9 protein-coding genes are annotated in these 12,072 nt (G+C 64.9%); 2 read left to right on the plus strand and 7 right to left on the minus strand.

Annotated features, from left to right (window positions below; translation table 11 throughout):
* Window positions 1-1,288, minus strand: a 1,288-nt coding sequence (locus CIC12_RS11760) for a Na+/H+ antiporter (protein ID WP_168664284.1), incomplete at its 3' end; no start/stop codon positions are given.
* Window positions 1,289-1,817: 529 nt separating this feature from the next.
* Between CIC12_RS11760 and CIC12_RS11765 the strand changes: the two genes are divergently transcribed.
* Complete coding sequence (locus CIC12_RS11765) at window positions 1,818-3,095, plus strand: sensor domain-containing phosphodiesterase (protein ID WP_168664285.1); 1,278 nt, start codon at window positions 1,818-1,820, stop codon at window positions 3,093-3,095.
* Between the two features lie 35 nt (window positions 3,096-3,130).
* Window positions 3,131-3,862 (plus strand): copper homeostasis protein CutC, encoded by a 732-nt coding sequence (locus CIC12_RS11770; protein WP_168664286.1) that lies wholly within the window; start codon window positions 3,131-3,133, stop codon window positions 3,860-3,862.
* A 116-nt stretch (window positions 3,863-3,978) separates the two neighbouring features.
* Here CIC12_RS11770 and CIC12_RS11775 read toward each other — a convergent pair whose 3' ends face one another.
* The 6 genes from CIC12_RS11775 to CIC12_RS11800 form a co-directional block, all read right to left on the minus strand.
* Complete coding sequence (locus CIC12_RS11775) at window positions 3,979-7,566, minus strand: indolepyruvate ferredoxin oxidoreductase family protein (RefSeq protein ID WP_168664287.1); 3,588 nt, start codon at window positions 7,564-7,566, stop codon at window positions 3,979-3,981.
* 304 nt (window positions 7,567-7,870) lie between these two features.
* Window positions 7,871-8,845 (minus strand): ion channel, encoded by a 975-nt coding sequence (locus CIC12_RS11780; protein WP_168664288.1) that lies wholly within the window; start codon window positions 8,843-8,845, stop codon window positions 7,871-7,873.
* A 344-nt stretch (window positions 8,846-9,189) separates the two neighbouring features.
* Window positions 9,190-9,435, minus strand: coding sequence for a hypothetical protein (locus tag CIC12_RS11785; protein ID WP_168664289.1), 246 nt, complete (start codon window positions 9,433-9,435; stop codon window positions 9,190-9,192).
* 59 nt (window positions 9,436-9,494) lie between these two features.
* Window positions 9,495-9,725 (minus strand): hypothetical protein, encoded by a 231-nt coding sequence (locus CIC12_RS11790; RefSeq protein WP_168664290.1) that lies wholly within the window; start codon window positions 9,723-9,725, stop codon window positions 9,495-9,497.
* A gap of 121 nt (window positions 9,726-9,846) precedes the next feature.
* The gene (locus CIC12_RS11795; protein WP_168664291.1) at window positions 9,847-10,764 is read right to left on the minus strand and encodes a carbohydrate kinase family protein; all 918 of its coding nucleotides are present in this window, start codon (window positions 10,762-10,764) and stop codon (window positions 9,847-9,849) included.
* Window positions 10,761-12,062 (minus strand): AGE family epimerase/isomerase, encoded by a 1,302-nt coding sequence (locus CIC12_RS11800; protein ID WP_168664292.1) that lies wholly within the window; start codon window positions 12,060-12,062, stop codon window positions 10,761-10,763. Before CIC12_RS11800 ends, CIC12_RS11795 begins: the two co-directional genes overlap by 4 nt.
* Between the last annotated feature and the right edge of the window lie 10 nt (window positions 12,063-12,072).

Consider the following 12,072-nt stretch of genomic DNA (forward strand, 5'->3'; position numbering starts at 1 on the left):
GCGGGTCCTTGCCTCGCCGCCAGCCGCGCAACAGCACCGGCAGCGCGCCCACCGCCACCAGCAGCGATAGCAGGATCACACCGGACGCGATGAAAACCGCCAGATCGCGGCCCGGCAGCGGCGCGCCATCCGGCAACGACACAGGCAGCGACAGCACGCCCGCCAGCGTCACCGCGCCACGCACGCCGGCCACCGTCGTCACCGAGACCGTGCGCAAACCCGGCACGGCGTTCGTCACGCCGTGCTTCGCCGCGCCACGGCTCGCGAACCAGCGCAGACACCACACCCACACGAAGCGCATCGCATACAGCGCGGCAGCGACCGCCGCGATGTAGCCGATCAGCAGACCGACCTGCGCGTCGCTGGTCTCGTGCGCGTCGAGCAGCGCGCGGCCGAGGATGTGCGGAAATTGCAGCCCCAGCAGGATGAACACCATGCCGTTGAAGACGAACTCGATCATCGTCCACGTGCTGGCGGCGCGGATGCGCGACGCCACCGAGCCCGCGTTCGCCACCGCGGCGTAATTCATCATCATGCCGGCCGAGACAGCGGCGAGAATGCCCGACCACTCGAAACGTTCGGCGGTCAGATAAGCGGCGAACGGAATCAGCAGCGTCATCACGACGCCGGGCGCGGGGTCGCCATCTTCGGTGAGGTTCAGAAAGCGGGTCGACACGAAGCTGAACAGCGCGCTCACCGCCGCGCCGACCGCGAGGCCGCCCACCGCGATGATCACGAAACTGAGCGACGCGTCGCGCAGCGAGAACACGCCGGTCAGCGCCGCGGCAATGGCGAACTTCAGCGCGACCAGACCCGAGGCGTCGTTCATCAACGCCTCGCCTTCGAGAATATGCATCAGCCGGCCAGGAATCTTGTCCTTGCCGATGATGCCGGAGAGCGCCACCGCATCGGTCGGCGACAGCACTGCGGCGAGCGCGAACGCGACCGGCAGTGGAATCGCGGGCACCAGCGCATGCACGAAATAGCCGACCACCAGCACCGTCATGAATACGAGGCCGAGCGCGAGCATGAGGATCGCGCGGCGCGCCATGAAGAACTCGCGCTTGGGAATACGCCAGCCGTCTGCGAACAGCAGCGGTGGAATGAACAGCACCATGAAAATTTCCGGATTGAAGGTGACGTGCAATCCGAGTCTCGGCCAGGCGAGCAGCGCGCCCATCGCGATCTGCACGAGCGGCAGCGGCAGCTTGAATGGCAGCGTGCGGGTGAGGACGCCGGAAGCGGCGACGGCAAGCAGAAGAATCAATACGGTGAAGACTATTTCCATCGGTCTATGGATGCGGATATAACGGGTTTTCTTGGGGTTTGTGCGGGAGGTCGAAGCGGTCGCTCGACGCGGGCACCGCGCAGCGTTCACGACACGCAAGGCCAAAGTGTAGCCCGATGACGCGTTCGGTCATTGCGAGCGCGGCGTGAAGGCGGCGCGGCGGCGAGCGAGCAGGGTGGTGAACATGGCGGCGAACGCGGTGCAAACGCGGTGCAAACGTGGTGGAAAACGCAGCAACACACGCGGCCGCACACGCGGCAACAGACGGGGCGCCAAACACATGTTCCTATTGCAGCAAGCGCCCGCGCAACGGCCCTCTTCGCCACGCACCTCAACGGTGCGCCTTACGCCCCCGTCCGGCGCATGAGCCTTTGCCCCGGTGCAATCTTTCGAGCAAATTTCAACCGAATGTGCGCCAGCGTGCGCATGGAGCTTGCTTAAGCAGTAGCGATGACGCACATTTGAAAAACGGCGCCGAGGTATTCGTTTCCGAGTTCGGACCGGGCCGGCTATTGCGTGAGAGGACTGCATGACGATTGCGCAACAGGATAGGACGGCGAGTGCGCCGCATGGTTTCGACGTCGAGGTGGCGTCGGGCCTCCAACGTTATTCGGTACAGCATGGCGAGCTGACGCTCACGAGCGTGTTCCAGCCGATCTTCAGCCTGTCGCATATGCGGGCGGTCGGTTACGAGGGGCTGCTGCGCGCGCACGACGCGCTCGACCGTGCCGTGTCGCCGCTCGACGTATTCGGTGAAGCCGCACGCCTTGGCGACGTGCTGCAAGTGGATCGGCTCGCCCAGACGCTGCATCTGGAAAACTTCAAGGTACTCGGCGCCGAGCGCGAGTGGCTGTTTCTGAACGTGCATCCCGGCGCGCTCACCGATCCGTATCACTCCGCGGCGCTGCTCGCCAGTCTGAAACGGCTCGACCTGCCGCCGCGGCGCATCGTGCTCGAAGTGCTCGAACAGAGCGCAGAAGACCTGGAGCGTCTCGCCGACGCGGTGCGCCAGTTCCGCGAGCGCGGCTTCCTGATCGCACTCGACGATTTCGGCGCGGGCCACTCGAACGTCGAACGGATCTGGCAGTTAAACCCCGACATCGTGAAGCTCGACCGCATCATGTTGTCGCACGCCGCGCATCGCGCCGATATGGCGACGATCCTGCCGGGGCTCGTCGCCTTGCTGCACGAAGCGGGCAAGCTGGTGCTGATCGAAGGCGTGGAAACGGAGCATGAAGCGCAGATGGCACTCGCCTGCAACGCCGACTTCGTGCAGGGCTTTTTCTTCGGCCGGCCGAATCCCGGCGCGGTGGACCCGGTGCACGCGGTCGAATGCATCGGCGAGTTGACCGAGCGTTACCGCGATCAGGCCGAAGCGCGCGAGCGCCGCAACGCGAGCCGTCTCGCGCCATATTTGCGGGCCTTCGAACGCGCGGCCGAGCGGCTTGCCGCCGGTGAACCGCTCGAGGAAGTGTGCTGGAATTTCCTTGCGCTCGACCATGCCGCGCGCTGTTTCCTGCTTGACGCGAAAGGCCGGCAGGCGGGCCGCAACGTTGTGCTGCGCGCCGATCGCGCGGCGCATGAAACGCGCTTTTTGCCGCTGGTCGACGCGCAAGGGGCGAACTGGCTGCGTCGCCCGTATTTCCGCGATGCGATCAATGCGCCGGAACGCGTACATGTGACGCGCCCGTATCTGTCGATCAACGAGGCGTTGCCCTGCGTGACGTTGTCGGTGGCGACGCGTGTCGGAGAACAGACCTGCGTGCTGTGCGGGGACATCGACTGGGTGGACGAAGAGCGCTTCTGAGATGATGTCGTTTTTAACGACACCCGGTTGCGCTCATGTCCGTTCTGCTCGAAGTCATTGCCACCACCGTTGCCGATGCGCGCGTCGCAGCGCAGGCGGGCGCCGATCGTCTTGAACTCGTCACCGCGATGGGCGAGGGCGGCCTGACGCCGAGCGTCGGCCTGATCGAAGCGGTGGTCGCGGCGGTCGCGATTCCTGCTGCCGCCGTGCCGGTAAACGTGATCGTGCGGCCGCATAGCCGCTCGTTCGTGTACGACGCCGACGACTACGCGGTGATGCTGCGCGACGTGCGCGCGGTCAAGGCGGCGGGCGCGAACGGCATCGTGATCGGCATGCTGAACGCCAATCGCGAGATCGATCGCGACGGACTCGCGCGTGCGATCGATGCGGCCGATGGCATGGCCATCACCTTCCATCGCGCGTTCGACGAAACCCGCGATCTGCACGAAGCGCTCGACGTGCTGCTCGGTTTCGACGCGGTGACGAATGTGCTGACGTCGGGCGGCAAGCCGTCGGTGCTGCACGCGCAAGCAACGATTCGCGAACTGGTGCGGCAAGCTCGCGGCTCGCAGTGCGCCGTGCTGGCCGGTGCGGGATTGACGCTCGATGCGGTTGCCGGATTCGTGAGCGCAACGCAAGTTGAGGCGGTGCATTTCGGTTCCGGCGTGCGCGTGGGCAGCAACGGTCTCGCACCGGTCGATGCGGGAAAAGTCGCGCAAGTCAGGGCATTTCTGAATGCGAGCCCGAGCGCCGCGCGAGATGGGTGACGACGGCATCGTCACATCGGCAAAGCAAAGAAAAGCCGCTTCGAGATCACACCCGAAGCGGCTTTTCTCATTGACGATGCACGACGGCATATAGCGCCGTCGCAAGGCGATTTCGACTACTTCGCCACCACCACCGGAATGCCGCGCAACTGTCCCGCGCCCTTCATTTCTTCCAGCGACTTTTTCACCGCTTCACCCGTCGCCGGATCGATCTGCAAGCGTGCCGCCAGATCACGTTCGCCGCGCTTCACGCCCGCGAGATTCGCCAGCTTCACGTGACCATAGCCGCGCACACGCGCATGCAGATCGGCGAGCTTCGCGACGTCTTCCAGATTGTTCGCGCCAAGTCTGGCGAGCGCGCGCTGCAACGTGGTTTCGTAATCGCCCGCGAGTTCGCGCTCCATCCTGCGCTCCAGCGTGCGGCCGAACGGATCGAGCGGCGTGCCGCGCAGGCCGCGCCATTTCGCGAGCATGCCGAGCACCGGCCACATCCATTGGCCGAAAGTTTTCTTGGTCGGATTGACGCTCGGTTGCGCGCGCGTGAGCGTCGGTGGCGCGAGGTTGAACCTGATGCCGAAGTCTTTGCCCGCGACGCCTTCGAATTGCGCTTCGAGCGCTTCACGGAACGCGGCGTCCGTATGCAGACGCGCGACTTCGTATTCGTCCTTCACCGCGAGCAGACGATAGAACGTCGTGGCGACCGCGCGCGTCACGCGCTCGCTCGTCGCGTCGATGGCAGTCTCCGCGCGGCGTGCCGCGTCTACCAGCGCGCGATAACGCTTCACATACGCTGCGCCGCCATAAGTCTGCAGACGTCCCTCACGATGCGCGATCAGTTCGTCCAGCGTATCGACGCGCACGGTCTGCTTCGCCGCGTGCCGCGCCTGCCACAACGATTCGAGCGCGGCCGGATCTTCAGCGGCCAGCCGGCCGATTGAAAACGCCAGTTGGTTCATCGTCACCGCGACGTTGTTCAATTCGATCGCGCGCATCATTGCGCCGAATGACACCGGCACCAGGCCGAGTTGCCAGGCATAGCCAAGCATCAGGATGTTCGCGCCGATCGTGTCGCCGAGAAAACGCGTGGCGAGCGCTTGAGCGTCGCAGGTCGACATGCGCTCGGCGCCCGCCGCGTGACGCATCTTGTCGATCAGCGCGTCGGCGTGCAGCGTCGCGTCCGGATTCTGCACGAAGGTCGCGTTTGGAATCGCGTGCGTATTGACGACGATGCGCGTGCGGCCATGACGCACTGTTTGCAATGCATCGGCACTCGCGCCGACCACCATGTCGCACGCGAGCAGCACGTCGGCCTGTTGCGTGTCGATGCGGACCTGGTTGAGCCACTCATCGCGTGCGGCGAAGCGCACGAACGACAGCACCGAGCCGCCTTTCTGCGCGAAGCCCATGAAGTCGAGCACGGAAGCGCTCTTGCCTTCCAGATGCGCGGCCATGCTGATCAACGCGCCGACCGTGACGACGCCCGTGCCGCCGACGCCCGTCACCAGAATGTCGTATGGCGCGGCGTCGAGCTGCGTCGCGGGCATCGGCAAAGCGTCGACGCGCGCGGCCAGCGCTTGCGCATCGAACGCGGCGCCCGCGGCTTTCTTCAGCTTGCCGCCTTCCACCGTGACGAAGCTCGGGCAGAAGCCGTTCACGCACGAGTAGTCCTTGTTGCACGACGATTGATCGATACGGCGCTTGCGTCCCAAGGCCGTTTCGACCGGTTCCACCGACAGGCAATTCGACTGCACGCCGCAATCGCCGCAGCCCTCGCAAACTTCCTCATTGATGAACAGACGCTTGTCCGGATCGGGGAATTCGCCTTTCTTGCGGCGACGCCGTTTTTCCGCCGCGCAGGTCTGGTCGTAGATCAGCACGGTGACACCGTCCGTGTCGCGCAACTCGCGCTGCACGGTGTCCATTTCGCTGCGATGGTGGAAGGTCGTGCCCTTCGGAAACAGATCGTGATGACCGTCGTATTTCTCCGGCTCGTCGCTGACCACGACGAAGCGCGACACGCCTTCGGCTTCCACCTGGCGCGCGATCTGCGGCACCGAGATGCTGCCGTCGACCGGCTGGCCGCCCGTCATCGCGACCGCGTCGTTATAGAGAATCTTGTACGTGATGGTGGCTTTCGCGGCGACCGCCTGGCGAATCGCGAGAATGCCGGAATGGAAGTAGGTGCCGTCGCCGAGATTCTGGAACACGTGACGCGTTTTCGTGAACATCGAATGCGAGGCCCAGTCGACGCCTTCGCCGCCCATCTGGATCAGGCCGGTCGTGTCGCGCTCCATCCACGAGGCCATGAAGTGGCAGCCGATACCGGCTTGAGCGATCGACCCTTCCGGCACCTTGGTCGACGTGTTGTGCGGGCAGCCCGAGCAGAAGTATGGTGTGCGCTTCACGCTGTCCGCCGCGTTCGAGAGGATCTGCGGCGCGACCAGATCGACCACGCGTTCGCGGCGATCGAGCGCGGGCTTGTGCTTCGCGAGCCAGTTCGCGAACACCGGCAGCACGCGCGACGGCCGCAATTCGCCGAGCGACGACAGCAACAGCGTGCCGTCCTCGGCATGCTTGCCGACGACGACGGGCCGCGCACCCTGGGTGCGGTTGTACAGATAGTCCTTGATCTGCTGCTCGATGACCGGGCCTTTCTCCTCGATCACGAGCACTTCCGACAAACCGGCCACGAACGCATCGATGCGCGTCATCTCCAGCGGGAACGACAGGCCGACCTTGTAGATCCGCACGCCGGCCGCTTCCAGATCCGCGACCGTCAGATCGAGCCGGCGCAGCGTTTCCATCAAATCCAGGTGCGCCTTGCCGCATGTGACGATCCCCACGTTCGCGTGCGGGCTCGGCGCAATCCATTTGTCGATGCTGTTCACGCGCGCGAAATGGCGCACCGCCTCGAGCTTCGCGTGCATGCGCGACTCGATCGTGAGGCTCGGCAGATCGGGCCAGCGATTGTGCAGGCCGCCGGCGGGAACGGCGAAATCCTCCGGAACGGGCCAGTGCGTTTGCAGTGCATCGAGATCGACCGTCGAGCCCGATTCGACCGTTTCGGAGATCGCCTTGTAGCCGACCCACGCGCCCGAGAAACGCGACAGCGCCCAGCCGTACAGACCGAATTCGAGCATGTCGGCGATGTTCGACGGATTCACCACCGGCATGTGCCACGCCATCATCGCGAAGTCGCTCTGATGCGGCATCGACGACGACACGCAGCCGTGGTCGTCGCCCGCCACCACCAGCACGCCGCCATGCGGCGATGAGCCATACGCGTTGCCGTGCTTCAGCGCGTCGCCCGCGCGGTCGACGCCGGGACCCTTGCCATACCACATCGCGAACACGCCTTCGACGGTGCGCTCGGGGTCCGCTTCGACCCGCTGCGTGCCGAGCACGGCCGTGCCGCCGAGTTCTTCGTTGATCGCCGGCAGAAAGCGGATATCGCTTGCCGCGAGCAGTTTGTTCGCTTTCCACAACTGCTGGTCGACCATGCCGAGCGGCGAGCCGCGATAGCCGCTGATGAAACCGGCGGTGTTCATGCCGCGGGTCTTGTCGAGCGCGCGCTGCATCAACGCGAGCCGCACCAGTGCCTGGGTGCCGGTGAGGAAGATTCGGCCGTGCGTCGCGGTGAGATTGTCGGACAGCTTGTAGTTGGCGAGAGCCGGTGTGCCGTCGATGGGCAGACGAGCGGTCATGGGTGAGTCTCCCTGCAAGATGATTGCTGTTTTGCCTCCGCGCGCGAGGGTGGGGACCACGAAGACACGCCGCGGAAGAGACTCTATTTTTTAGCGCCGATTAGAGAGAATTTTTTCTACTTTGACGAGTAAGCAGCAAGCGGGCGCGACGAGCCGCGCTTTTAAGCGGGTCTTTGAGAGGGATCTGCCACGCGGCGGCGCGGTTCGGGTATGCCCTGGTATGTGCCGGGTGCCGTTGGCGCTGCCGGACGCGGGTGTGTCGCGGCGCTTATCGAGCCAGTTATTGGGCCAGTTATCGGGCCAGTTATCGGGCCGCTGCTTTGACCGGGAAGCTCGCGTGAAGGGACGCCGCGTCGAGCGGCACGATCTCATCGAAGTGCGAATAGTCGATATGGCTCACGCCGTCCCTCTCGCTCATGATGTCGACGAAACGATGCTGCCAGTAGATCTGGTCGCAACGCCACGTGTGGCGCGCCTGCATGGTTTGCGAAGTCGATTCGTCGACGCCTTCGAGGGTGAGCAGCAGCGACGTGTCGCGCGCTTCGAGCGTCGCGGCGGTTTCGCCGAACAGCGGACTGCTTTCGTCGATGATATGCATCAGCGACCAGCCCAGCTTGAACACCGGATGCTGATCGCGCACGAGCGTCAGATCGTAGAGCTTGCGCAGCGTGAAGCCTTCGGAGGAGGTTTCCTGGCGCATGATGCGAAGCCGCGCGTGGGCCTCGGCAATCACGTTCTGGCGCGCGTTGGCGGCGCGCACCATCAGCGTCATGCGGCCGTCGAGCGGACGGACAACCGCGTAGCGCGCGAACATGATCTTCGCGTGGGGGCGCGAAAAGCGCGCAAAGATCAGCCCCGTCGCCAAGGCGATGCCGGACATGCCGACGAAGATTTCCAGTGTCGCGATCCAGTGCGCGTAGACGGTTTGCGGGTGCATGTCGCCGTAGCCGACCGTCGCGAGCGTCTCGACGCTAAAGAAAAACGCGCCGCCGAAACCGGCCGGATACTGATTGGCGATCGACGCGTGGCCAAGCATGTAAAGCGCGGCGAACGTCGTGTTGAGCAACATGAACAGCACTGCGAGCGAGACGAAAAACGTCGGCCAGCGCACCACCAGCGCGCGGTGATAGAGGTCCTGCCAGAACGGCGTGGGCATGCCATGCGCGATGATCACGCGATCGTCCAGACGCAGTTCACGGCTGCCGCGCGCACGACGTTTTGGCGCGCTCGGTTCGGCGTCGCCGATGCCGGAGAAGCGGTCTGACGGTTCAGTTGCCATCGCATGCTCGTCGGAATGAAAACGGGCCAAGCGTAGCACGGTGACGCGGTGGGAGAAGGGGATCAGGCGGCGGTGAAAGCGGCTTGTTATGTGGTGGGTGTCGGTGTGCAGGTGACGCCCGCCATGGCACTCGAATGGGTGTTCACGCGGGGCGTGCGGCGACGTTCGTGCTTGCGTGCGTTGGCGTGCACAGCATGCGCGAGGTCGATGCAACGCAATCGACCGGACACCTCGCTCGGACAACGCGCAGCGCGTTGCCAATCCGCGCGACACAACCTGGCGGACCACTCGCCGCATCGACCAGCCAACCAATAGACAACCATCGCGCCCCGCTCGGCGCCGGGCTACGGAAAAGCCCGCGGCTTGGGAATGCCCGCACCGTGCTCGATATCGTCGACGGCCTGCTGGTGCGCGGAGGCCACCGCTTCGGCTTCATCGGCATAACCGTCGTCGCCGCCGACCGTGGTCCACGCTTTGACGGCTTTCTCGCGATGACGGATTTCGTACTCCGCGTCCCAGCGCGCGCCGTTGAGTTCGAGAGGGCGGACGTGTATCGAGTACACGCCGTAGAGGAAGAGCTGTTCGGCCATGAACGCCTCCATCCGGTTGATCAGGGTGGCGCGGCGCGACAGACGCGGCGCCGGTCTGCCTAGAGTTCGATTTCCCCGAGGATGCGGTGAGCGAGCGCCTTGGCTTCCTCGAGGGCTTCCTCAGGCGTCGACGACGCCGCTTTCACTTCGTAGAGCGTGGTTTCCTGATCGACGCTCTCGTCACCTTCGTCGCGCGCGAGCGTCACCACGCCCTGCCAGGCATCCTGGCCGATGTCCCTTATCGAAGCCGTCGCCGTGTAGATGCCCTTGGTGTAGGTGATGTCATCCATGGCGTCGCTCCTTCTTCCAAAGGTTTTGGATTTTTCATCGTAGCACGATGACGGCGCTTCGGTTCCCTGCTCGCGCGGCGTGCCCTGTCCGTGACAATGCACGCCGCGCAAGGCAAAAAAATTACAGCAGCGCGACGACCTCATCGAGCGATGGCGCATGCGCGCCGGCATGCCGGCAGGCGGCCGCGCCGGCCGCCAGCGCGAACGCCAGGTGTTCGGGCCACGCGCGCTGTGAAGCGGTCATCAGGCTGAACAGCAGGCCGCCGATCGACGCGTCGCCCGCGCCCACCGTGTCGGCCACTTCGACGCGCGGCGGGCGCGCCTCGATCACCGCCGCGCCGTCGATCAGCATCGCCGACTCCGGCCCGCGCGTCACCATCACGGTGGCGGCCGGGTTCATCGCGCGCAACTGGGCGAGGGCGGCGGCTTCGTCGTCGGTCTTGAACAGCAGGCGCAGATCCTCGTCGGACACCTTGATCAGATCGGCGAGCGCCGCCATTTTGCGCAGTGTCGGCTCGTAGCCGTGCTCCATCAGATTGCGGTAATTCGGATCGAAGCTGATCTTCACGCCGTGCGAACGCAGCTCGGCGGCCAACGCGGCGAGCGTGTCGCCGAGCGGTTGCCGTACGAGACTGATGCAGCCGAAGTGCGCCCACTTCACCTGGCCGATCCAGCCCGCCGGCAAATGCGCCGGATCGAACGCGAGGTCGGCGCCGTTCTCACCCATGAAGAAGTACGCGGGTGGATGCGTCTGATGCACGATCGCGAGCAAGGGTGGCCGCTCCACGCGCTGCATGAAGCGCATGTCGAGACCCGCGGCGACGCTTGCGTTCCACAGTTCGTCGGAGAAGTTGTCGACCCCGAGCGAGCCGGCGCACGCGGTCGGCAAACCGAGCCGCGCGACGCAGCGGGCCACGTTCCAGCCGGCGCCCCCGGGACGCGACAGCCATTGCGAGGCGCCGGTGCGCACGAGGTCGGTGAGGATGTCGCCGGCCGACACGAAGAGGGGGAATTCGGCGCCTGGATTCGGATTGCTCATTTTGTCTTCTCCGCTGAATGGGACGCGGCCACCGTGGCCTGGGCGCCGTCGGGCAGCGCGTGGGCCAGCACCTCGTAGCACGCGCCCATCGTGTGATAGTCGGTCTTGCCGGCCGGGCTTTTTTCGTCGCTGTATTTGCGGTTGTCGCAGGTGAGGATGCGATACCACGCGCCATATTTGTGATCGACGAAGTGCGCCCAGCTATAGCGCCAGATCTCGTCGTACCAGTCCCAGAAGCGTTCGTTGCCAGTGCGCTTGCCGAGCAGCGCGGCGGTCGCGAAGGTTTCGGCCTGGACCCAGAAGTACTTGTCGTGGTCGCACACGGTGCCGTCCGGGCCGAAGCCGTAATAGAGGCCGCCGTGGTCTTCGTCCCACGCGTGCGTCATCGCGGCATCGAACAGTTCGATCGCGCGCGGCAGCAGCCACGGCAAGGGCCGGAAGCGCTCGAGAATCAGCAGCAGCTTCGCCCATTCGGTCTGATGCCCCGGCTGGAAGCCCCACGGGCGGAAGATGTTCGAGCTGTCTTCCTCGTTGTAGTGCCAGTCGACCGACCAGTCCGCGTGAAAGTGCTCCCACACCAGACCTTGCGACAGCTTCGCCTGCCGCAGCGTGATATTCGACGCGACGCGTTCCGCGCGATCGAGGTAGACGAGGTGACCGGTCGCTTCATGCGCGGCCAGCAGCGCCTCGGTGGTGTGCATGTTCGCATTCTGCCCGCGGTACGAGCTAACTCGCCATTCGGGCGATGCCTCGTCCGCGTAGAGACCGGCGGCGGCGTCCCAGAAGCGGTGCTCCATCAGCTCGAAGGTCGCGCCGATCATCGGCTTCGCTTCTTCGATACCGGCCATCGCCGCATGCGAATACGCGAGCAGCACGAACGCGAGGCCGTAGCAGTGGCGCGTCGCATCGAGCGTGCGCTTTTTGCCGTCGTGCCATTCGAGCTCCCAGTCGTAGCCCTCGTGCTGCGCGTCCCAATGCGCTTCGCGCAGAAACCGCAAGCCGTGACGCGCGTATTCCAGGTGCTTGGGGTCGCCGAACTGGCGATACGCCATCGCGTAGTTGAAGACGTAGCGGCAACTGCTCACCAGATGCCGCGTGGTTTTGTCATAGACCGAACCGTCGTCGCGGAAAAAGTGGAAGAAGCCGCCGCTCGGATCGAACACGTTCGGCGCGTAAAAGCGCAGCGTGTCCTCGACGTGCGCGAGCAGGAAGTCGTGGCTGCGGAAACTGTCGACGGGCGGCACGGCGGCGTCGTTGGCGGGATGAAGTGCGGGATCAAGCGGATCGGGTTGCGTCATGGCATTTTCA

Origin of the sequence: Paraburkholderia sp. SG-MS1, assembly GCF_012275575.1 — a bacterium.
In the GTDB taxonomy this organism is placed as follows: Bacteria; Pseudomonadota; Gammaproteobacteria; order Burkholderiales; family Burkholderiaceae; genus Paraburkholderia.

What these genes read in the sequence shown, in the direction of transcription:
- CIC12_RS11775 (WP_168664287.1), bottom strand. Translation starts at nt 7,566, where the DNA reads ATGACCGCTCGTCTGCCCATCGACGGCACACCGGCTCTCGCCAACTAC.
- CIC12_RS11790 (WP_168664290.1), bottom strand. Translation starts at nt 9,725, where the DNA reads ATGGATGACATCACCTACACCAAGGGCATCTACACGGCGACGGCTTCG.
- CIC12_RS11795 (WP_168664291.1), bottom strand. Translation starts at nt 10,764, where the DNA reads ATGAGCAATCCGAATCCAGGCGCCGAATTCCCCCTCTTCGTGTCGGCC.
- CIC12_RS11770 (WP_168664286.1), top strand. Translation starts at nt 3,131, where the DNA reads ATGTCCGTTCTGCTCGAAGTCATTGCCACCACCGTTGCCGATGCGCGC.
- CIC12_RS11785 (WP_168664289.1), bottom strand. Translation starts at nt 9,435, where the DNA reads ATGGCCGAACAGCTCTTCCTCTACGGCGTGTACTCGATACACGTCCGC.
- CIC12_RS11800 (WP_168664292.1), bottom strand. Translation starts at nt 12,062, where the DNA reads ATGACGCAACCCGATCCGCTTGATCCCGCACTTCATCCCGCCAACGAC.
- CIC12_RS11765 (WP_168664285.1), top strand. Translation starts at nt 1,818, where the DNA reads ATGACGATTGCGCAACAGGATAGGACGGCGAGTGCGCCGCATGGTTTC.
- CIC12_RS11780 (WP_168664288.1), bottom strand. Translation starts at nt 8,845, where the DNA reads ATGGCAACTGAACCGTCAGACCGCTTCTCCGGCATCGGCGACGCCGAA.